We start from the raw sequence: 22,807 nt of genomic DNA, 5'->3' as shown, positions 1-22,807 counted from the left end.
TTGAGACGAAATATCAAATTTCAACTCAATACAGTTTAATTTTTGGACGTACACGACGTGTCAGGAAATCTTTCATGGTCAGCATACCGGCTTGGGTATAACCATGAATATTGGCTTGATGCAATCGGTATAGCGATACATACATGGTTTTGGCAATAAAGCCTTGTACGCTTACATCGCCCAATAATTCTCCCACAGCTTGATTGTGGCTTAATGACACCAGTGACCCTTTCTCACTAAAGCTGAACATCGGTTGCGGAGAACCTGACAAACGTGCAGCCATTGCATCGACTAGGAATGTTGCTTGCTGACTCGCGACTTGTGCACGTGGACCTAAAGGTGGCTGACGAGCATCTAATTGACAGTTGGCGCAATCACCAAAGGCAAATACATTTGGGTCAGAGTAGGTTTGTAGTGTTGCATACACCATTAAACGATTAATCTTGTCACGTTTAAAATCAGTGAATGATTCTAGAACTTTCGGTGCTTTTACACCTGCAGCCCAAACCGTAATATCTGAGTGCAGCACATTGCCATTACTAAAATAGACATTTGATTCATCGACTTTTTGTACTTTGTGCTGAGTCAGAATCTCAATACCCATTTTCTGGAGTTGTTTGGCACTATGTGCAGCGGTTTTTTCCGTCAGCGCAGGGAGAATGCGATCAGAGGCTTCAATGAGGGTGATTTTGACCTGCTTCGGATCAATTTTCTTTAAACCATAACGGTAAAAGTTTTTCGTGGTTTCAATCAGTTCTGCCGCCAGCTCAACACCTGTTGCACCTGCACCCACAATACCAATATTTAACGCCCGTTCGGTGGGCTGGTTTTGTGCTTCGATATAAAGATGGAACAAATCTTGTTGGAAGATGTCTGCCTGTTTGCGGCTATCGAGGAAATGGCAATGTTCGCGCACACCTTCTGTACCAAAGTCGTTTGATACTGAACCGACCGCCAGCACAAGTGTGTCGTAGTTGAGACTTTGGGTCAGTGGGGTGTGTTCTTTAGAAAGCTGTGGGGGAGAAAGTAGAATTTGTTTTTGATCTTTATTGACATCGATTAAGGTGCCAAGCACGAACTCAAAATGATGTTTTTCTGCGTGAGCAAAATAATTAGTTTGTTCTTCGTGAGGATTGAGTGAACCTGCAGCGATTTCATGCAGGAGAGGTTTCCATATGTGCGTGAGGTTTTGATCGACTAGGGTTATTCGGGCTTTCTTTCGTCTACCAAAACGTTCACCTAGTTGTGTCGCAAGTTCTAAACCACCTGCGCCACCACCCACAATCACGATATGATGTAAGGTTTTGCTCATGATTAACCTAATTATTTTTGTGAAAGGATGGCTGGATTATGCCATCCTTTTTTCGATCATGTATGGTTAATCTTGATAAAAAAAGTAGGTTTTTTTTATCCTTGATTCAAAGGGTAAAGTTTTGGGTTTTTTGTGTCATTGGTGGAAAAGAATGAAAACAAGTTAGAAAACCAAATCATAATTTTCTGGAAAATATTAGCTTCTTCAATTTGCACATCATTTTCGATCTGTAAACTACGAATCAACTGATTGTTTTGATAGATTGACACTGTTGCCAAGTTCATTACTTGGGTCAAAGGTGCAGTCAAATGTTGTTCATTGAGCTCAATATTGATACGTGTATTGGTGGTTTGCAGCGGCTCAACTGTGGTGATTTGTTGGTTTGCATCAATCAGATGAATACGTTGGGTGAGTAGATCAAAGCTATTCAAATCAATCGGTGCAGTTTGGCCATATAAAGAAGTGGTCACAATGGTTGGCTGCTGTGTTTCTACTTTAAACATTTTCAAAGTCGATTTAATCACAGGGAGTTCTGCAATCAATCGTTGCTTAGGAATTACTTCTTCATCGCGAGTATAGGTATAAGCCAAGTTCATTAACTTATGCGCCACTTCAGCACGTTTTACTGCGCTTGGTGTACCTAACACCACCACAATTAAACGACGTTTTTCAACATGCGGGTTAAACGTCGGACGCTCTGCTGTTAACGCAAGATTATAACCTGCTGCTTTGGTATAACCTGTTTTTAGACCATCCGCTGTTGGGTCCATTTTTAATGCAAGGTTAGTGGCGTGATGGAAGCGTTGGTTATAGCTAAAACTTGGCATTTTTGAATAATACAAATATTCAGGTGTTTCTTTCACGATTGCTTTTGCAAGTAAGCTGAGATCTGCTGCGGTTGAGTAGTGATCTGTCATGGTGATACCAGCAGGGTTGCTGAAATGCGTATCTTTCATGCCAAGTGCTTGTGCTTCTTGGTTCATACGTGCAACGAACTGCGGCACACTGCCTGAGATTTTTTCAGCAAGAGTGACTGCTGCATCATTGGCAGACATGACGATCAGACCTGCTAACAGTTGATCAACAGAAATCTGCTCACCTGCTTTTAGGTACATTTGTGACTCATCCCACATGACTGTGCTGACCACAGGTGTTGCGGTCAATACGTCTGCTTTATGCAATTTACCCGCCTCAATTTCTTTTAAAGCGATGTAAGCCACCATCATTTTGGTTAAAGAGGCTGGCGCGCGTTGAACATGACTGTTGTGTTCTGCAATGATTTGTCCTGATTGGGCATCAATCACCGACCATGCTTGAGCATCCACTGTTTCGGATGCAATGTTGAGTAAATTTGCATGTGCAAGGTTTGCACAAACGAGACTAAACAACGTAAAGAGGGAGAGGAGAAATTTCACGTGAATACCTTGTATTGCCGATCCGATGGCCTAGAATGCGAGACAAGAATGCTATGACTTTTTTGTTGAAGAATCTAGGGGCTATTGACATTTTATATATGAATTGCGTTGTAGGCTAAAAATTCATCAGACGAGGCATGAAACGCAGGGAATGGCTATTCCCTTGCCAAGTTTCATAACGAAGTATGAGGGTATTTTAGCCACAACCCTTTGGGACAGGGACATTTTTTGTCGCTACTACGTTATGCCTTGTTTATTTAGAATGACTAAATTTCACAAGACATGCCTTGTATCGCCTAAAAAATATCCGCTGTCGCAACCATAGATAAAGTGACAATAGCCCTTAAACTTTTGCCGACAATTACGACATCTACGCATGACTTTGTAAAAAAATGCTAAGCTGTGTGAAATTGTTCCTATTTTCATGATTAAAAATTATGTTGCACTACCAAATTGAGTTCGACGATTATCGCCAGCACCTAATTCATGTCACACTTCGTTTTCTTGCAAATCCCAATCAAGAACTTTGGTTGCCTACTTGGATTCCAGGTAGTTATTTGATTCGAGAGTTCTCAAAGCATATCGAGTCGGTGAAAGCATCTGATGAAGCAGGGCGATTACTGACCATTAAAAAAACAGAAAAAAATCGTTGGCGTTTATTCAATACCGATCATGAACTGATTACGGTTGAATATGATGTGTATGCCTATGATTTGTCCGTACGCGGTGCCTATGTCGATCAGACACGTTTATATGTTAACCCTGCCTGTGTGTGTTTAGGACTGGTAGATCAAGAACAAGCCGCATGTGAACTTGAACTATTCCTACCTGATGAATTAAAACATTTCCAAATAGCGACAGGTTTGCCATCAAAAAGCTTAGTGAAGGGGCGTTTCACTTTAAAAGCAGAAAACTATGACCAACTGATTGATAGTCCATTTGAATTGGCAGATCAAAGTCGTTTTAGTTTTGACGCCAACGGCATTGCGCATGAGTTTGTGATTTCTGGCAAGCACACGACAAATTTAGCTCGTTTAGAGGCAGACATTAAAAAGATTTGCCAAACAGAAATTGACATGTTTGGTTCAGCACCATTTCAAAACTATACCTTTATGACCATGGCAACTGGCAATAGTTATGGTGGTTTAGAGCACTGTAATAGCACCAGTTTAATTACACCGCGTGATGATTTACCGCAAGCCAATGAAGCAGAAGAACCGTCTAAAGACTATCAGCGTTTCTTGGGTTTATGCAGCCATGAATATTTTCACTCATGGTTGGTGAAATTTATTCGTCCTGAAAATTTTGCCAATTATGATTTGCATAAAGAAGCCTACACCAGCTTACTGTGGATTTTTGAAGGTTTTACGTCTTATTACGATGATTTGATTTTATTGCGTAGTGGCGTGATTTCACAGAAGTCTTATTTGGATCTACTGAAAGCGCAAATTGATCGTTATCTACAGAATCCAGGACGTTTGATTCAATCCGTTTCTGAGTCTAGTTTTGATGCATGGATCAAGTTCTATCGACAGGATGAAAACTCAAATAATGCGGGAACGAGTTACTATAACAAAGGCAGTTTGGTCGCACTTTGTCTAGACTTGGGCTTGCGCTTGCGTGGTTCCAATTTAGATGCATTAATGCGTCGTTTGTATGAAAATACCCAAAATGGTATTCAGGTCAACGATCGGACTATTTTTGAATTATGTAATGAATTGACAGGTGATAACTGGATTGAGCAAATCAATCACTTGATCAACACCACCGATGAGTTACCACTGGATCAATTATTCCCTGAGTTTGGTTTAAGTTTTAGCAGCAAAGATGACAAGGCTTTACCATTCGGCTTAAAAGTGGTTGATAAAGCTGAAGGTGTGGTAGTGCAACAGCTTCGTCGTGACAGTGCTGCAGCTCAAGCAGGCTTATCGGCCAATGATGTGATTGTCGCGATTGATGGCATCAAAGCATCAGAAAAACTTTTAGCGAAGTATGCAAAGCAACAGGGTAGCTTTATGGTTTATGCATTCCGCCGCGATGAGTTTTTACAATTTGAATTGCAAGCGGGTGAGAACTCACTCACAACAGTTGAACTCAAAGTTGAAGATCAAAAGAAACTCGATAGTTGGTTGAAGTAATCGTGAGCTGAATAAAAAAGGAAGAGCTGAATCTCTTCCTTTTTTTGTATTTAATCTTTTGTATTAGCGTGGATTTATTCTTGCTGACGCTTTGATTTTGAGATGGTGATTATCTATAAAGGAACATCTATTTCTGCTGAGTCACCAAACGTGAAACACCTCTAAATTCGGCAATGATTTCATTGTGCTGATTAGAGATCGTAATATCATAAATTTCAGATCGCCCACTCGGTGCTTTAAAACTTGCTGTGGCAGTTAGTGTATCGCCGATTTTTCCAGGTTTGATATAGCTAATATTACAATGCTGTCCAACGGCAGGTTGTTCACTATTGCACGCAATCGCAAAGGCACTATCTGCAATCGCAAAAATAATTGCCCCATGGCAGGTTCCATGACCTTGTGTATGGCTTTCTTTTACAGTTAAAGAGACTTCGGCCGAACGATGGCCCGATGCTGTGAGTTTTGCACCGATCATTTGCATTACTGCATCTTGTTGGAATAATGCATTCATATTGTACTGATCCATGTTTATAATTTGATATGGTTTTAAATATAAATTAAATTTCATGAATCATAAATACTATTTGTAGGATTGGTGCAGAAGATTAGATGAAATCCAGTATATGGTCTGTGATCTAGAGCATTTATTTGACTGACTTTATCAGCTCGATGAAAGTCGACATCAAAAAGTACAAACAGGTGGTCTAGGCTTAGCTATTGTGAACTCAATTATGCAGTTACATGTAGGTTTCGCCGAGGTTGAAAATCGAACTGACGGTGTGGTGTTTAAATTGATCTTACCACTAAAGAATTAACGAATTCTTCATCAAGCTCTGTCAAAATAGGACGCGATATTTAGTAATTTGTGTATTTGTTTGCTAAATGATCAATTCAGCGTGTTCATTTAAAGATGGTAACGGTTTGTATTTGAAAAGACGAAACTTGGCCGCATATATACACAACTGAATGTTACTATTATATCATTTTGTAGTATTTTTTAGCGAAATGTCGTTATCACCGGATATTGCGTTGACTAGCATGTGATGAACACTGATACTCTCAAGTTTATTCAAGCAAATCGGTTCTAGGAGCTGGGCCACAAGCGCAGTTTTCCATAACTCAATCCAACACAAGGGGCTATATATGGCTGGTGGAAAGTCAAAAATCATTTATACACTGACTGATGAGGCGCCGTTATTAGCGACCTATTCATTGCTACCGATCATTGAGACCTTTACAAAACCTGCTGGCATTGAGATCGTTAAAAGCGATATCTCAGTTGCAGTTCGTGTACTCGCAGAATTTTCAGATTATCTGAAAGATGAACAAAAGGTAACTAATAACCTTGCCGAGTTAGGTCGTCTTACTCAAGACCCAGATACCAATATCATTAAACTGCCAAACATCAGTGCGTCTGTTGCTCAGTTAGTTTCATGCATTAAAGAGCTTCAGTCTAAGGGCTATGCACTTCCTGATTACCCAGAAAATCCAACCACTGAAGAAGAAAAAGAGATCAAGACGCGTTATGGTAAATGCCTTGGTTCAGCAGTAAACCCAGTATTGCGTGAAGGTAACTCTGACCGTCGCGCACCAGCTGCGGTAAAAAATTATGCGAAAAAACACCCGCATTCAATGAGCGAGTGGAAGCAATGGTCACAGACTCACGTTTCTCACATGGATGAAGGCGACTTCTACCATGGCGAAAAATCAATGACTTTAGACCGTGCACGTAATGTGAAAATGGAACTCATCACCAAGTCTGGTGAAACCATCGTACTTAAGCCAAAAGTTGCGCTTCAAGATGGTGAAATCATCGACTCAATGTTTATGAGCAAAAAAGCATTGTGTGACTTCTATGAGAAAGAACTCGAAGACTGTCGTGAAGCAGGCATTTTGTTCTCGTTGCACGTTAAAGCAACCATGATGAAAGTGTCACACCCGATCGTATTCGGTCACTGTGTGAAAATTTACTACAAAGATGCTTTTGAAAAACACGGTAAATTGTTTGACGAATTAGGCATCAACGTCAATAACGGTATGGCGGGTCTTTACGAGAAGATCGCAACCTTACCAACTTCACTTCGTGAAGAAATCATCGAAGATTTACATGCTTGCCAAGAACACCGTCCTGCACTTGCAATGGTGGATTCTGCTAAGGGCATCACTAACTTCCATTCACCAAATGACGTAATTGTAGATGCTTCTATGCCTGCAATGATCCGTGGTGGCGGTAAAATGTGGGGTGCAGACGGCAAACCTTACGATTGTAAAGCAGTTATGCCTGAATCTACATTCGCACGTATTTACCAAGAAATGATCAATTTCTGTAAGTGGAATGGTAACTTCGATCCACGTACCATGGGTACTGTGCCAAACGTTGGTTTAATGGCGCAAAAAGCAGAAGAGTACGGTTCACACGATAAAACTTTTGAAATTTCTGAAGCAGGTATTGCCAACATTACTGATCTCGACACGGGTGAAGTGTTGATGTCACAAAATGTAGAAGAAGGCGATATCTGGCGTATGTGTCAGGTGAAAGATGCACCAATCCGTGACTGGGTGAAACTTGCAGTAACACGTGCACGTAACTCTGGTATGCCTGCGATCTTCTGGCTTGACCCGTACCGTCCACATGAAAATGAATTGATCAAGAAAGTTGAAAAATATCTTGAAGATCACGATACAACTGGTCTTGATATCCAAATCATGTCACAAGTACGTGCAATGCGTTATACACTTGAACGCGTAGCGCGCGGTCTTGATACCATTTCTGTAACAGGTAACATCTTACGTGACTACTTAACGGATTTGTTCCCAATTATGGAATTGGGTACTTCTGCGAAAATGTTGTCGATCGTGCCGTTAATGGCTGGTGGTGGCATGTACGAAACAGGTGCGGGTGGTTCAGCACCAAAACATGTTCAGCAGTTAGTTGAAGAAAACCACTTACGTTGGGATTCTCTTGGTGAGTTCCTTGCGTTGGCTGTTTCTTTAGAAGAACTTGGTATTAAAGAAGACAATAACCGCGCTAAATTGCTTGCGAAAACACTTGACCAAGCAACAGGCAAACTTCTGGATAACGACAAGTCTCCATCACGTCGTACAGGTGAGTTAGATAACCGTGGCAGCCACTTCTATTTAGCATTGTACTGGGCTGAAGCACTTGCTGCACAAGACGAAGATGCTGAGTTAAAAGCGAAATTTGCGCCACTTGCAAAAGCACTTGCTGAAAATGAGCAGAAGATTGTAGCTGAGCTTGCTCAAGTACAAGGCCAAGCTGCTGATATCGGTGGTTACTATGCAATTGATCCAGCGAAAGTAAATGCGGTAATGCGTCCAAGTTCTACATTGAATGCAGCACTTGAAACAGCTTAAGTTTTAAAATATTACTGACAATTTTGTTGGTGGTGAAAAAAGCCGATGCGAAAGCATCGGCTTTTTATTAATATGAGTCGGATTTTTCGATTTTGGGGTTTTAAAGTAAAAGATGGAACAAACTCGGGCTGATACGCATTCCTCTGTTTTTATGGCAGCTTTTTTATTGTTACATCTATCTTATTATATCGTTTCGGAATCCACTTACAGTTTTATTGAAAATCATATTTATCAAAAGAAACAAGAATATGTTGAAGCAGATGAGAAAATAAGAGTTTATGTAGAAAAATATCAGGCTAAAAAAACGACATACTATTTTGAGCTTTACAATGATGGTGCTTATCTCGGAGATATTTTCTGTGGTGCTACTATGATTCATTTATGTCGAGAGTGGAGTGATTATCCGTATAGCTTTAAAGTCGAAAATTTAGCCTACGAAGCCCGAGTTAATGATTTAGGTGAGGTGAAGTCGGTTAGAGTTAAATATTTTGACTTAATTAATAATGATAAATATAAAATTATAAATAATAGGGAGTTTTTTTCTCCATCATTATCAACACTTGTTGGTAAATTAGTGATCAGTCTTATTTTTGCTCTCTGCGTAAATCTTTCGATCTTGATTTATTGGTGTAAAATTCTTCGTGAAAGACAGCTAAATAAATATAAATATGATTACTTTATAATTTATGGTTGTCCCTTACTTATGTTGGGTTATTTCATAAAATGCATTTTTGATATTTATTCTTTTGTATTCTGAATCATCTGTTGTTTAGCGCATGTTTTAAAGCCCACGAAAGTGGGCTTTAAAACATCTAAATTCTAACGCCCATTACGGCTACGACCGCGTGGTGCTTTTGTATTTGGACGCGTGGTGCCATTGGTCTTGCGACGTGGTTTATCTGCATCGTCAGTTTGCCAGATACGAGTTGTACCACCACCAGCTTTTTTCTTGCCTTTAAATGGTTTTTCACCTCGTTCTTCACGTGCTTTATCTTTGGCACGAGAAAAATGCGGTTTATTATTCGATTTTTTCGCGAAAGAACGGCCTTCATAAGGCTTGTCAGCTGGAACGTCTTTAAAATCTGGATAAAGCAAAGGTTCGATTTCCAGTTGTTCACCTGGTTGTAAACCCAGTTTGACCAGATCAATACTACCAATTTGAGTACGAATCAGACGTAAAGTTGGGAAACCCACAGCAGCAGTCATACGACGCACTTGACGGTTACGACCTTCGCAGATTTGTAGTTCGATCCACGTCGTTGGAATATTGGCACGATAACGTACAGGAGGGTTACGTTCCCATAGCCATTCAGGTTGATCGACTTTACGTGCTTTGGCAGGTAAGGTCATACCATCTGCAAGTTCAACACCCTTTTGCAGTTTTTCGATTGCTTCTTCTGTGACATCGCCATCAACTTGAGCAAGATAAGTTTTATATTTCTTATTATCAGGATGGGTGATGAACTGGTTTAAACCACCATGATCAGTAAGAAACATTAAACCTTCAGAGTCTAAATCTAAACGTCCTGCAATACGAAGTTCAGGATCTTTAATAAAACTTGAAACTGTTAAATGTTTTTCATCTTCGCGAAACTGTGACAAAACGTCAAAAGGTTTATTAAATACGACTACTTTCATATGGATATACTACTTTGGCTATGGGCGGCATCATAACAATAAAGGTTTCTATTTAATGGAGAAATGTTGTTATTTCCCGTATAAATCTCAAAAAAACCTGTTTTGAACTAAACTGTTTCATGCAATAAAAAACGAAAGTATGCCATAGAAGGCATAGAGATAATCGCTAAATACATGAGGGAGAACCTACAAAATGGGTTATCAGAAGATTGTGGTTCCTGCTGATGGAGACAAAATCACAGTAAATGCAGACCTGTCATTGAATGTTCCAAATCGTCCAATCATCCCTTTTATTGAAGGTGATGGTATTGGTGTGGATATTACACCAGCAATGAAGGCAGTAGTAGATGCCGCCGTGCTAAAAGCTTACGGTGGCAAACGTTCGATCGAATGGATGGAAGTCTACTGCGGCGAAAAAGCAGATAAAATCTATGGCAATTATATGCCAGAAGAAACTTTTGATGCTTTACGTGAGTTTATTATATCAATAAAAGGCCCATTGACTACACCTGTTGGTGGCGGTATTCGTTCTTTGAATGTTGCATTACGTCAAGAACTCGATTTATATGTCTGTGTGCGTCCAGTACGTTGGTTTGAAGGCGTACCTTCACCAGTGCAACATCCAGAACTTACAGATATGGTCATCTTCCGTGAAAACTCAGAAGATATCTATGCTGGGATTGAATGGAAGGCTGATTCTGCAGAAGCAAAAAAAGTCATTAAATTTTTGCAAGAAGAAATGGGTGTGACCAAAATCCGATTCCCTAAAGATTGTGGGATTGGGATTAAACCTGTTTCGAAAGAAGGGACACAACGTCTGGTTCGTAAAGCCATTCAGTTTGCGATTGATAATGACAAACCTTCTGTGACTTTGGTGCACAAAGGCAACATCATGAAGTACACCGAAGGTGCGTTCAAAGAGTGGGGCTATGAACTTGCGATGGAACGTTTTGGCGGTCAATTGCTGGATGGTGGCCCATGGGTGAAAATCAAAAATCCGAAAACGGGTAAAGACATTATCATTAAAGATGTGATTGCTGATGCGTTCTTACAGCAAATTTTAATGCGCCCAGCAGACTATTCTGTGATTGCGACACTGAACTTAAACGGTGACTATATTTCGGATGCGCTTGCAGCTGAAGTGGGTGGCATTGGGATTGCACCAGGTGCCAATATTGGTGGTGCGATAGCTGTATATGAGGCCACACATGGCACTGCACCGAAGTATGCAGGGCAAGATAAAGTCAATCCAGGGTCAATTATTCTATCTGCTGAAATGATGCTGCGTGATATGGGCTGGGTTGAGGCTGCAGATCTGATTATTCAGGGTGTTTCGGGTGCGATTTCTGCCAAGACCGTGACTTATGACTTTGAGCGTTTAATGCCAAATGCAACCTTATTACGTTGTTCTGAATTTGGACGAGCCATTATTGAACATATGGAATAAGTAAGCTTCATGTCCTTATTAAAAAGAGTAGCAAAGCTGCTCTTTTTTTATTTTAAATGAGATCAATAAGACTGAATAAAAGCATGTACAAAGTGAATGCCATGTAATAATTTTATGCTTTATAAAATAAAACTTGAGCGCAATGGCTGAAAGAAAATATGGTGAGGCTGCACCAAAAACAACAGAAACCATCACCAGCTTGGATTGGTATGAACACGTGCTCAGCAATCAAAAATATGAGCGTACTTTATTTGTCGATTTAGATATGTCCGAGGCAAAAAACACCGCTGCTATTTTTAATGAATGTACTTTTCGCCGTGCACGATTTAATGGATCAACTCATCGAAGTAGTGCTTTTATAAATTGTACTTTTATTTCCTGTAATTTCTTCGACAGTAAATTTACAGACTGTAAGTTTGTCGGCAGCATGTTTAATGATTGCCAGTTTCACCATATGCGGGTAGAGGACAGTGATTGGGCTTTTGTTGGATTGCCGGGCGCTGATTTAGAAAAAGCATCTTTTCTTAGAACGCGGTTAAGAGAGGCAGATTTGACAGGCGCACGTTGTCATGGAAGTTCGGTTCGAGATAGCGATTTATCTGGTGCATGGCTACACAGCGCAGATTTTACTGAGTGTGATCTAAGAGGCAGTGATTTGAGTGCATTAGATCCGAAAGAAACGCAGATTAAAGAGGCGATAATCAACCTTGATCAAACCTTAATGATTGCAGAAAATTTAGGCTTCGATGTCAGAATCGATTGAGGTTAAGTAAAAGGCTTCGACTAAAATGAGTGGTTTTAGGCCACTCATTTTGATGGGAGATGCAATAAAGTCTATCTTATTAAGAAAGATAGATTCGAATAAAAGGGATGAATTGCTCGCCAATGACGATGCCTAATAGACCCAATAAAGCCACAATAGGTGGTGCAGGTGCTTTGACATCTAATAGGTAATACAACACACCAACCAATATACCAACAGCAAGTGATAATAAATAAATCTTCATATTTAACCGTTGATCAGTCTGCTTTTATTTTACAGAAGAGATCGATTTTCGGATCACGATTCCAGATGTATTCTGCTTCTTCTGCACAAAGTTGGGCAACTTCTTCACCTTGTGTGTCATGAATAAAGGCGAGAGTCATATCCATACCTGCACTCACACCCGATGAGGTATAGAATTTTCCATCAATTACCCAACGGGCTTGGGCTTGCCATAACACTTGATCATTGAGTTTTTGCACAAACTCAAACGCCATTTTATTCGACGTTGCTTTAACGCCATTTAAAAGACCCGTTGCTGCAAGTAATGAACTTCCAGTACAAATTGTAAGTACATGTGCACTCTGGGTTGCTAAAGTTTTGAGCTGATCGAGAAATTGCTGATTTTTAATCAGTTCAAACGTCACGATCCCACCAGGGACGAGCAGAATACTTTCTGCAGTTGTTTCCATTTCATGAAATGATTTGGTTTGGATACAAACACCATGCTTATTTGAAACCAGCCCACCATTCAGACTATAAAACTGCACTTGATACTGTTCTTGCAGTAAGCCAAATAATTCGACTGGACCCATAATGTCAAGGGTTTCAAAGTCTTCAAATACGATGGCATTAACAGGAATACGCATTGCTTTTCTCGCTTGTTTAATCTGCGTCATACCATAAAGAGCTTGCATTTTTTGTGTGTGAATATTCTGTATGGCTTATTTTTAATTATGCTAAATCATTGGACTTTTGGTCTGATCTGTTAGCAAGCGGAAGATAAATTTTGTTTTATTTTTAAGCAGTTAATGTCTCTAAATCTAAAAAGATGCGGTGTATCGTAAATTTAGAAAAATCTGTATCTATCATTTATAGACCAAATGTTCAAAATAACTGAACAATAGCGAGAGGACTGTGTCATGAAGATGTATCAAGTGGATGCCTTTACCCAAGAATTATTTAAAGGCAATCCAGCGGCTGTGATCGTGGGCGATGAATGGTTAGATGAACATTTGATGCAAAATATTGCCATGGAAAATAATCTTTCAGAAACAGCCTTTGTCAAAACACTTGATCAGAGTAATTTTGAGATTCGCTGGTTTTCACCTATAGATGAAGTTGCTTTTTGTGGACATGCGACTTTAGCCAGTGCTTTTGTTTTATTTAAGGATTTTACTACGGCAAAAACCATTCAATTTCATGTACGTGATCTTGGTATTTTTATCGTCAGCCAAGATACTGATGGCAAAATTAAAATGAATTTCCCGATTCGTAAAGCTGAGTTGGTGTCTGAATATCCTCAAGTACTTCGAGAAGGTTTAACCAAACCATTTAGAGCGGTCTATCGTAATGCTCAGGCCTATATTGTTGAGTATGAGAGCGTACAGGATGTATTGGATGAGCAGCCTGATCTTGAAAAGTTAAAGCAGCTTGGGCAAGTGCGTACTGCAATTACAGCATCTCAGCCAGACGTGGCGATAACAGCCAGAGGTGAGGGGCAGTTTGATTGTGTATCACGTTATTTTGCACCTGCAATTGGAATTCCAGAAGATCCAGTAACGGGTTCAATTCATACAGCGATTGTGCCACTTTGGGCTGAAAAGTTGAATCAAACTAGGCTGGTTGCATTTCAGGCATCTGCACGTGGCGGAATTTTGGATTGCGTAATTGAATCTGAACAGCGCATTGAAATCTCAGGTTATGCAAAATTGTATATGCAAGGCGAACTGACAATCTGATTTGTAACTTAAATTGTGTAAAAACAAAGATAAAAGCTGTTTAAATAAACAGCTTTTTTCAAAACATAACTATTAAAAATGCGAATCATTCTCTACCATAGCTTGTCTCTATTATTTAAATCACCATAAATACTTGGATAAATTATGTTAATGCGGTTTAAGCAGCTTACTCTCTCGCTTTGTTTGATTGGGTTGAGTACGACGTCTTGGTCTCAGACAGTGCTCGTAAAAAGTGAAAAAAATATCGAAGAATATAAATTAGATAACGGTTTCAGAGTTATTCTTGCACCAAATGATAAAGAAAATAAAGTCTATGTAAATACGGTTTATTTGACTGGCTCGCTGAATGATCCGAAAGGTAAAGGCGGACTTGCACATTTATTAGAACATTTGGCATTTAAAGGTACGCAAAATGTGAAGGGTGACGAGTTTCAACGTCGTTTGGATCAATATACGTTGATGACCAATGCCAGTACCGATTATTACGCGACCAAATACTTGAACATTGTTCGTCCTGAAAAAAATGCACTGAATGAAATTCTGTACCTTGAATCAGAGCGTATGGATAAATTGGTGCTGCAAGAAAAATTTGTACCTTCTGAAATTGAAATCGTAAAACGTGAACGTGAAATCCGTATGGATCAGCCGTTTGCGGTATTAATGGATCAAATGTGGAAAGCCGCTTATGGCAACCAATATTTAGGTCGTTTGCCGATTGGTGATTTACCAGAATTAAAGTCGATTCAGTTAAATGAGTTAAATCAGTTCTATAAAACTTGGTATGCACCAAACAATGCAGTCATGGTGATCTCAGGTAAATTTGATAAGACCGAAGTATTGAGCAAGATTGATCAGTATTTCAGTCCAATTCCAGCACGTCCAGTGCCTGCACAAGTTCAAGTGCCAGTCCTTGATTCAAGCAAAATTGAACAGCGTCAGTTTACGGTGCAAAAGGGTAGCGATTTGGCTAAATTCCATGTCTATATGAATGGAAAAAATACCCCGTTACAACCGACTTTAGCGCTCGCGCCAGCGTTATACACCATGCAGCCAAGCGGTACCTTGTATAAAAGTATGGTGGAAACAGGGATCAGTACCGCAGTGCAATCGACCACATGGTTAGATCAAGACTTTAATGTGGTTTTCATGGGGGCAATTTATGCACCGAATCACGATGCGAAAAAGGTCGATGAAGCACTCAAAACTGGTGTTGAAAACAGCCAGCCATTCACGGAAGCAGAATTACAGCGCATCAAAAATATTACGCAAAATACCGCGGACACCATTGCCAATGATGCAGTCGCTCTAGGTTCACGCCTAAGCGATTATGCAGTTTCATCGTATGGTCAATGGGATCAATATTTTAAAGATTTACGAGCTGTTCAAGACTTAAAGCTGAATGATGCAAATAAAACCTTAAAAGAATTTTTAGTCTCTTCACATCGTATTTCAGGCGATATTTTACCGACGCCAGAAGATCAAAAGAAAGCGATGACCATGAAAGCTGAAGAGAAGCCAAAAACTTTAGATCAAAGCGATGAAAAGCCTGAGCCATTAAAAGATGCAAATGTTTATAAGCAGGAAGTGACTCAGTTCATGGCTCAGTCTGCTCAGCAATTGCAAAAAAATGAACAGAAAATTCAACGTGGTGAATTAAAGAATGGCATTCGCTACGCGCTATTCCCAACCCCGACACGTGACGATAAAACTTATGCCACCATTAGCTTAGATTTTGGTGATGAAAAAACATTATTTGGCAAAGGGGTCACTTTAGATTTAGCCAGCTATTTGATGCTGCGTGGTTCTGAGAAACATACCTTGCAGGAAATTACCGATAAGGCGATTGCGGCGAGTGGTGGTGCATCGGTCAGTTCAAATGGCAATGGTTTTACCATCGTTGTTCAAGCGAAAAAAGACAAGTTCGAAGACTTCTTTAACTTTATTGTCGATGTCCTGAAACAGCCAAAATTCTCGCAAACTGAGTTTGATCTGGCAAAAAATCAAAGTTTGTCTGTACTGGATCGTCCATATACAGAACCAGCCGTTGTGTCATCGATGACCTTATCTAAGATTCTGGAAATCTATCAACCAGGTGATATACGTTATCACTTTGAACCTGAGCTTGCGAAGAAGCAGATTAGTGAAGCAACTCAGCCACAAGTGAAACAATTCTATGATCAATTCTTTGTGACAGATCATGCACAAATTGCGGTGACGGGTGATTTTGATGCCAAGAAAATGCAGAAGACTTTGCAGAACGCTTTTGGTTCTTGGAAAGCAAAACAGCCATTCACCAAAGTGACCGGGCAATATACGGTGTATAAAGCACAAAAAGTGCATGCATTATCTGAACAACGTGAGTTTGGTACCTACCAAAGTGTTTTAGCATTACCCGTCGGTTCGTACCATAAAGATGCGCCTGCTTTAATTATTCTCAGTCATGTTTTAGGTAACTCACAGCTTTCATCTCGTTTGGCGCAAGAGTTACGTGAGAAAAATGCTCTGGTCTATGGTTTTGGTAGTGGTTTAGATCTTGATCCAGACGTTGATGATGGTACTTTAAGTATCACAGCAAACTACACTTCAGGTCGTTCTGCACAAGTATCGCAATCTGTACATAAAGTTCTAAATGAGCTGTTAAGTAAAGGTGTGACCGAGCAGGAAGTGGAAGCAGCGAAAGCGGATATCATGAAGAAGCGAGTGACTGCTTTAGAAGATGAGCGCAATATTCATGGCATGTTGACAGGTCAGTTAGAGCGTAACAAAACGCTGTTGGATCGTGCCGAGCGTGATCAGGAGCTTGCGAAACTAAGCAAAGAAGATGTGAATGCTGCAATTAAAAAATACATCAAACTTGATCAGTTTGTAGAAGTGATGGCTGACCAATATGGTCAAGCACAAGACTTGAAATAAGCAATAAAAGAAAGCCACCGATCAGGTGGCTTTCTTTTAACGATTAATGATCGTGTTTATGTGCATGAAAATCTTCATTCTTACGGAAGCGTAAGTAGTTTTCAAACTGTTCACAATATTCGTCAAAATTATCTTCCAGCATCATTTGGAATTGTTGCAGCAGATAAGACATCACTTGCTCTTTGGCCTCACGCATTTCATTGCCATCTTTAAAGTTATTGGCTGCGACCCATGTATTAAAGCGGGCAGTGGCAAATAACATCGCTGCGCTGACTTGGCCACGTAATTCTTCTGGCTTTGGTTGCTGACCTTTGGGTGGTCGGCAGAAATCATTGGCAAGTTTAATAAATTCATCTGCACGCTCAAAAAACACCGCATTTAAAGCTTCTTCATCCGTCACATCGGTGGCGTTAATTTTTTGAGACATGATATTTTCCAGCGACAAGTAAAGACACCTTATTATAGACAAAGCCTTGTCGAAACTAAACCTTTGCCTTAATCTAAAATAGCCTAAGCAATTAGAATAATCACTATGCAAGATGCAATCTCGATTCAAAGCTTAAAAACAGATATTGCCTTATTACGCCAACATATCTATCCGCCGCAATCTTTAGAGCATGTTGAAGGCTTGCCGATTTATTATGGCTTGCAAGCTGATGTGGATGAATATTACCGACAATGGCAACCGCTGATCGAAAGAGCACAGCAGTTATGCCAGCCATTTATGCAAGATGGGATGATGGATGCGATTCATTTACCAAGTCATTTAAATTTGCTGTTGTTTTTCTTTCATGTCGATCGAATCCGTATTAATAAAACACCTGCCAAAGAGTCTAAAACTTTCCGAGGTGTGGCTGCTTTGTTAGAAAAATGCGGGCAGTTTGAGACCGATCAGATCTTTGCAATGCAAGAATGGTTGGGAAGTGATGATACCGCTGCTTTGGTGGCACATCGTGAGTTTATTGATTTAAGGACTTATGTGTTTCAGCATGGGCAAAGTGAATATACGCGGACTCGTTTTTATATGAATGGCATGATTTTGAGTGTTGAGCCACATTTTAAATTGGTGGATGCACGGGATAAGCCACGTAAGCAGCGGAATGATCGTTATAGTGATCCGATTGCAGATAATGGTACATGGAAGATTTTTGGGAAGTATCGGTAAATGATTTAAGTTGAATAAATAGTTTAACACTCTAATTTTCATTAAAAAAATAATAGCACAGCCACAAGAGCTATATAAAGTTTGGATGTTTTCGCGTAGGCGATTTCCTACTTTGTTTTCGGACAAAGTAGGCAAAACCTGAGGTGCGAATAGCAAAGATTAATAATCTTTGTCGCACCGTAAGCAGAAAGCTATGCTTGAGTATAGACTACGTACTTTGCTTGTCTTGCACTACGTCAAAGCTTTAGTCGCTTTGACTTGCTCAGGTTGCTGATGACGTTTCCGAGTATCCGCTTTTTGTAGGACTTAGATTATTTGTGGCGGCATCCATGCCGCTAGCACGATAGCAGTGTAATGTGGTTTCCGTTATAGAACGATTACCTTATGCAGCTATCGCTTCTCATCCCAAAAAGCGTCCTGAGCAGATAGGGTCTGAAGCTTTTTATTCGCTTTTTTGGCCACATGCGGTTGTTGAGCTTTAACCCAACCTAAAGCAAATAAAAATTGTGAATGCTTCGCAGCCTGTTGTTCAAAGATATGCCCAGCGACAAACAGATCATTATAAAAACCTAAATATTCTTGAATAGGTTGCAGCTTATTCAAAAATTGCTGAACTTGTTTTTCAGGATAAATCCCAGCAATAAAGTCGATGCAATAACGCAGCTGTTTAACGCGTTTACGAGTACGATGTTGTTGTTCGACTTCTAAGCTTGAAAATTGGGCGGCATCTCTTAGAATCTTTTGGTAAAGCTTGCTTAAGCTTTTCGCGGCTTGTTTTGAAAGTTTAGGCTTAGACTCATGCTCACTATAAGTAAAGCTGAATAATGCTAAAAATAGCTGTGTGGTTTTAGGGTGACTTAATAACTGAGAAACACGACTGTCAGCACTCTCTGGGAATGGGAAATCAAAATCACAAACCTCTTTTACTAAAGGAATGATGGAATCTTGAATCGCATCATTATCACGTGATTGTCCCAAAGCTCTAAAAATATCAGCCAATTGATTTTCCCAATTCGGATCAATATGTGCCGACCAATTAGAAAAATGTTTTAAAGCTGAACGTAAACGACGTAAACCAACACGAGCTTGGTGAATATGGTCAGCTTCTGCTACACCATCAGCGATTGCAGCTGCATTTGGCAGGATATGATTTAGGGTATTTTCGATAATCAGTTTAAGGGCTTGTTCAGCACGAACATCTGTATCTAAGTCTAGTAATTTCGCTTTGGTGGCAGGGGATACCGCTTTGCCAACGGCCAGTAAATTGCCACGTTCGGCCTTACTGCGCACATCCAGCCAAAGTTGATATTTATCTACCCACGTTTTGGCAAAATTAATCAGGCCTTGTGCTGATCCTTGTTTTAACTCAAATTCAACTTCGCAGATTTTGGCACGATCAGTTGGGGTTCTGATTTCACCATCATCTAAACAGACCTCAATTTGAGAACCCTCAAACTCGAATACATGAAAGGTACGCTGTACGTCAGTTTGGAACTGCAACTGTAGTTCAGAAGGTTGCTCACCTAAAACATCACGAAGTACAGTTTGAACGGTTTGATTATGTTTGTAGAGAGACAGATCAAGTTCAGGTTCTTGGGCACATTTACCTAGATAGATATCTTCTTCGATGCGTTGTAAATGGTTTTTGCTGGCTGCTTTAAAGGTCTGCACCCAATGTTCACCCTCTTGGCGCAGGCGAATGGCCACATAATTTTTAGCAAGCAAACGGTCAGCGGTGTCATAGTATTTTGCTTGCAATCGAATTTTCTGTGCTTTTTGTTTGCTTAAGGCCTGTAAAACACTTTTTTTCTTAGATTCAGGGAGTTGAAATTTTAGCTCTATTTCCATGATGTTATGACTCCTGACCATCGAGAATGCTAGATACAAAACTTAGTATAACTTGTTGATCTCAAAAATCATTGTAAAGTTGTTTTAAGCAAGTAAAGGATGGCACGCAATGACTTTATTTTGTACAAAAAATGCATTAACGTGTGGAGAGTCTTGCACGATTAGGATGATCCAAAAATGAATGCACCAGCGAATATTACCAAGCCAGTGGAATTTTCATTACCTATTAAAAACTATGATGAATTTTATCACTTTTATTTAACAGAACATCGCAGTATTGCCAGCCGTCGTTTGCATGTCGCAGGCAGCTCGATTGGTTTATATTTCTTTAGTAAAGCCATTCGTAAACGTCAGGCAAAATATGCTTTATATGGTTTGGTATCAGGCTATGCATGTGCTTGGGTGGGGCATTTTTTCTTTGAACATAATAAGCCTGCTAGCTTTAAACAGCCGCTTTATAGCTTCATTTCAGATTGGCGTATGCTGTCTGATGTTGCGCGTGGTCGTTTAAGTTTGATCGATCGCCAGTTTGATAAAATTGATTCTTAAAATTCGGTTGATATTTTAAAAGCTGCTTTGGCAGCTTTTTTATTTGTTCTGATTTATAGCAATTAATGATGTAAATACACTGCCTCCCTTTAAATTTTAAGCAAGAAAATATACTCTGAAGCTAATGTAATTATAGTGAATAGTGAAACGTTCATGCGCGGTCTTTACCTCATTACCAACGATGATCCAATCCAGCTCTTGCTCGAAAAACTAGATGTTGCCTTGGCAACAGGACATATTGCCATTTTGCAGTATCGCCGTAAGAAAGTGGCAAAAGCAGATCAGCCAAGTGAAGTAGAGCAGATAAAAACACTTTGTGAAAAACATCAAGTTCCGTTTGTGATTAATGATGATTTGGCACTGGCTGAACAATTTGGTCTAGGCGTACATCTGGGGCAATCTGATGGTGAAATAAGTGATGCAGCCGCGTGTTTGCCGCAAGGTGTGATCATTGGCCGTACATGTCTAAATTCACTAGATTTGGCTGAAAAAGCAATCGCTGATGGGGCAACCTATGTGGCGTTTGGTGCGGTCTATGCCACCTCAACTAAACCTGAAGCGGGTAATGTCGGGATCGAAGTGATCAAACAAGCCAAGCAAAAATTTGATCTGCCGATTTGTGCCATTGGTGGGTTGACCGTTGAAAACTCTCAATTGGTGATTGAGGCAGGGGCGAGCCTTTGTGCAGTAATTAGTGATATATTAGGGCGATCAACAGCCGAAATTCCTGCTCGTGTACATGCATGGGCAACGTTATTTGACTAATTATATGCATCCGCTTTGCGGAGCTTTCATTGTTTCTCGGAACGACAGCGTTCCTTGTCCTTGATTCTAGGTTGAGTCTTTTATGAGTTTATCTCCAAAGCAAGAACAGTTATTTAAACAAGCAAGTAAACATATTCCAGGTGGGGTTAACTCACCAGTGCGTGCATTTAACGGTGTTGGTGGTACGCCTGTCTTTATTGAAAAGGCCAAAGGTGCGTATTTATGGGATGTTGATGGCAAGCGTTACGTGGACTATGTCGGTTCATGGGGCCCAATGATCTTAGGTCATGCACATCCAGATATTATTCAAGCGGTACAAACCGCAGCAGAAGATGGTTTAAGTTTTGGTGCACCAACCGTGCACGAAACCACGCTGGCAGATACGATTTGCGAAATCATGCCTTCAATTGAAATGGTTCGTATGACCAGCTCAGGCACAGAAGCGACCATGACTGCGATTCGTTTGGCACGTGGTTATACAGGCCGTGACAAGATTGTCAAATTTGAAGGCTGTTACCACGGTCATTCAGATTCATTATTGGTCAAAGCGGGTTCGGGTTTACTGACTTTAGGCGAAGGTGAGCCAACTTCAAAAGGCGTACCTGCTGATTTTGCTAAACATACATTAACGTTGCCATATAACAATATTGAAGCGTTGAAAGAATGCTTTAGCAAATTTGGTCATGAGATTGCCGGTGTAATCATTGAGCCTGTTGCAGGCAATATGAATCTGGTGACGCCAATCGATGGTTTCTTGCAAGCGATTCGTGATGTCTGTGATGAATACAAATCAGTATTTATTATTGATGAAGTGATGACAGGTTTCCGTGTTGCTTTAGGTGGTGCACAATCGGTCTATAAGGTTAAACCTGACTTGACTACTTTGGGCAAAATCATTGGTGCTGGCTTACCTGTGGGTGCTTTTGGCGGTAAACGTGAAATCATGGAATGCATCGCGCCTTTAGGCGGTGTGTATCAAGCAGGTACATTGTCAGGGAATCCATTGGCAATGCGTGCAGGTATTGCGATGTTCAAGCATCTACGAGAGCCTGAGTTTTATGACAAGCTGGCTGCACAGTTAACCAAATTACTTGCAGGTTTACAGGCCGCAGCAGACGAAGCGGGTATCCCATTTAAGACTCAGCAAGTGGGTGGCATGTTTGGTTTGTATTTCACTGATCAAGATGACATTACCAGCTTTGATTCAATGTTGGCCTGTGATGTTGATGCATTTAAGAAATTTTTCCATGGCATGTTAAAGCGTGGTGTGTATCTTGCACCATCTGCATTTGAAGCAGGATTTATTTCATCGATGCATTCAGATCAAGACATTGCAGAGACGATTCAAGCAGCAAAAGAAACCTTTGCTGAAATGAAATAACGTTGTGATGCATACAGAAGCCCGATTTGTTCGGGCTTTTTTATGGCAACGGTTTAGGTTGATCTGAATAAAAAGAGACCTTAATGGATTTAAAAATAATGTTTGATCGGAACGGAATCCTACGAAGTTTCTATCTA

General features: G+C 40.2%; 19 protein-coding genes and 1 pseudogene. 12 read left to right on the top strand and 8 right to left on the bottom strand.

The features are described 5' to 3' along the window. Nucleotides 1-25: 25 nt before the first annotated feature. Complete coding sequence (locus tag MMO42_RS13395; protein ID WP_241320879.1) at nt 26-1,312, bottom strand: NAD(P)/FAD-dependent oxidoreductase; 1,287 nt, start codon at nt 1,310-1,312, stop codon at nt 26-28. A gap of 95 nt (nt 1,313-1,407) precedes the next feature. Then, nucleotides 1,408-2,727: a D-alanyl-D-alanine carboxypeptidase PBP6B gene (locus MMO42_RS13390; protein ID WP_241320878.1), complete on the bottom strand. Its 1,320-nt coding sequence runs from the start codon at nt 2,725-2,727 to the stop codon at nt 1,408-1,410. A 437-nt stretch (nt 2,728-3,164) separates the two neighbouring features. On the opposite strand from MMO42_RS13390, the gene MMO42_RS13385 reads away from it, so the two are divergent. After that, nucleotides 3,165-4,865, top strand: a complete 1,701-nt coding sequence (locus MMO42_RS13385) for a PDZ domain-containing protein (RefSeq protein WP_241320877.1) — start codon at nt 3,165-3,167, stop codon at nt 4,863-4,865. A 127-nt stretch (nt 4,866-4,992) separates the two neighbouring features. Here MMO42_RS13385 and paaI read toward each other — a convergent pair whose 3' ends face one another. Beyond that, nucleotides 4,993-5,391: a hydroxyphenylacetyl-CoA thioesterase PaaI gene (paaI, locus tag MMO42_RS13380; RefSeq protein WP_241320876.1), complete on the bottom strand. Its 399-nt coding sequence runs from the start codon at nt 5,389-5,391 to the stop codon at nt 4,993-4,995. 109 nt (nt 5,392-5,500) lie between these two features. On the opposite strand from paaI, the pseudogene MMO42_RS13375 reads away from it, so the two are divergent. From MMO42_RS13375 to MMO42_RS13365, 3 genes and pseudogenes are all read left to right on the top strand, one after another. Next, nucleotides 5,501-5,680: pseudogene (locus MMO42_RS13375) on the top strand (ATP-binding protein); the annotation flags it as partial. Between the two features lie 328 nt (nt 5,681-6,008). Further along, nucleotides 6,009-8,240, top strand: coding sequence for an NADP-dependent isocitrate dehydrogenase (locus MMO42_RS13370; protein ID WP_241320875.1), 2,232 nt, complete (start codon nt 6,009-6,011; stop codon nt 8,238-8,240). Between the two features lie 112 nt (nt 8,241-8,352). Next, the gene (locus MMO42_RS13365; protein WP_241320874.1) at nt 8,353-8,997 is read left to right on the top strand and encodes a hypothetical protein; all 645 of its coding nucleotides are present in this window, start codon (nt 8,353-8,355) and stop codon (nt 8,995-8,997) included. Between the two features lie 62 nt (nt 8,998-9,059). On the opposite strand, the gene MMO42_RS13360 is transcribed toward MMO42_RS13365, so the two are convergent. Continuing rightward, nucleotides 9,060-9,878 carry an rRNA large subunit pseudouridine synthase E gene (locus MMO42_RS13360; protein WP_005184119.1) on the bottom strand — a complete coding sequence of 273 codons (819 nt, stop codon included), beginning with the start codon at nt 9,876-9,878 and terminating at the stop codon, nt 9,060-9,062. A gap of 193 nt (nt 9,879-10,071) precedes the next feature. On the opposite strand from MMO42_RS13360, the gene icd reads away from it, so the two are divergent. Together icd and MMO42_RS13350 are read left to right on the top strand one after the other, a co-directional pair. After that, a complete protein-coding gene (icd, locus tag MMO42_RS13355; RefSeq protein ID WP_005296019.1) occupies nt 10,072-11,325 on the top strand; it encodes an NADP-dependent isocitrate dehydrogenase in 1,254 nt (417 codons plus the stop codon). A 142-nt stretch (nt 11,326-11,467) separates the two neighbouring features. Next, complete coding sequence (locus MMO42_RS13350) at nt 11,468-12,088, top strand: pentapeptide repeat-containing protein (protein ID WP_241320873.1); 621 nt, start codon at nt 11,468-11,470, stop codon at nt 12,086-12,088. Nucleotides 12,089-12,167: 79 nt separating this feature from the next. Here MMO42_RS13350 and MMO42_RS13345 read toward each other — a convergent pair whose 3' ends face one another. After that, on the bottom strand, nt 12,168-12,332 hold the full coding sequence (locus MMO42_RS13345; protein ID WP_241320872.1) for a DUF1427 family protein: 165 nt from the start codon (nt 12,330-12,332) through the stop codon (nt 12,168-12,170). 13 nt (nt 12,333-12,345) lie between these two features. Beyond that, nucleotides 12,346-12,957: a DJ-1/PfpI family protein gene (locus MMO42_RS13340; protein WP_241320952.1), complete on the bottom strand. Its 612-nt coding sequence runs from the start codon at nt 12,955-12,957 to the stop codon at nt 12,346-12,348. Nucleotides 12,958-13,230: 273 nt separating this feature from the next. On the opposite strand from MMO42_RS13340, the gene MMO42_RS13335 reads away from it, so the two are divergent. Continuing rightward, entirely contained in the window at nt 13,231-14,049 is an 819-nt protein-coding gene (locus MMO42_RS13335; RefSeq protein ID WP_241320871.1) for a PhzF family phenazine biosynthesis protein, read from the top strand. A 144-nt stretch (nt 14,050-14,193) separates the two neighbouring features. Continuing rightward, nucleotides 14,194-16,962 (top strand): pitrilysin family protein, encoded by a 2,769-nt coding sequence (locus MMO42_RS13330; RefSeq protein ID WP_241320870.1) that lies wholly within the window; start codon nt 14,194-14,196, stop codon nt 16,960-16,962. A gap of 43 nt (nt 16,963-17,005) precedes the next feature. On the opposite strand, the gene MMO42_RS13325 is transcribed toward MMO42_RS13330, so the two are convergent. Next, nucleotides 17,006-17,389, bottom strand: coding sequence for a DUF3144 domain-containing protein (locus tag MMO42_RS13325; RefSeq protein WP_005145099.1), 384 nt, complete (start codon nt 17,387-17,389; stop codon nt 17,006-17,008). Nucleotides 17,390-17,494: 105 nt separating this feature from the next. Here MMO42_RS13325 and MMO42_RS13320 point away from each other — a divergent pair, with 105 nt between their 5' ends. After that, on the top strand, nt 17,495-18,127 hold the full coding sequence (locus MMO42_RS13320; RefSeq protein ID WP_241320869.1) for a hypothetical protein: 633 nt from the start codon (nt 17,495-17,497) through the stop codon (nt 18,125-18,127). Between the two features lie 390 nt (nt 18,128-18,517). On the opposite strand, the gene MMO42_RS13315 is transcribed toward MMO42_RS13320, so the two are convergent. Then, complete coding sequence (locus MMO42_RS13315; RefSeq protein ID WP_241320868.1) at nt 18,518-19,975, bottom strand: CYTH and CHAD domain-containing protein; 1,458 nt, start codon at nt 19,973-19,975, stop codon at nt 18,518-18,520. A 177-nt stretch (nt 19,976-20,152) separates the two neighbouring features. Here MMO42_RS13315 and MMO42_RS13310 point away from each other — a divergent pair, with 177 nt between their 5' ends. From MMO42_RS13310 to hemL, 3 genes are all read left to right on the top strand, one after another. Continuing rightward, nucleotides 20,153-20,524, top strand: coding sequence for a DUF962 domain-containing protein (locus MMO42_RS13310; protein ID WP_070076818.1), 372 nt, complete (start codon nt 20,153-20,155; stop codon nt 20,522-20,524). 153 nt (nt 20,525-20,677) lie between these two features. Then, nucleotides 20,678-21,289, top strand: a complete 612-nt coding sequence (gene thiE, locus MMO42_RS13305; RefSeq protein WP_241320951.1) for a thiamine phosphate synthase — start codon at nt 20,678-20,680, stop codon at nt 21,287-21,289. An 82-nt stretch (nt 21,290-21,371) separates the two neighbouring features. Then, on the top strand, nt 21,372-22,670 hold the full coding sequence (hemL, locus tag MMO42_RS13300) for a glutamate-1-semialdehyde 2,1-aminomutase (protein ID WP_241320867.1): 1,299 nt from the start codon (nt 21,372-21,374) through the stop codon (nt 22,668-22,670). The last annotated feature ends 137 nt before the right edge of the window (nt 22,671-22,807 follow it).

It is taken from the genome of Acinetobacter sp. ANC 3882 (assembly GCF_022549545.1).
GTDB lineage: Bacteria > Pseudomonadota > Gammaproteobacteria > Pseudomonadales > Moraxellaceae > Acinetobacter.
Note: the sequence above shows the minus strand (reverse complement) of the source record. Positions and strands in the feature narration are given on the sequence as shown.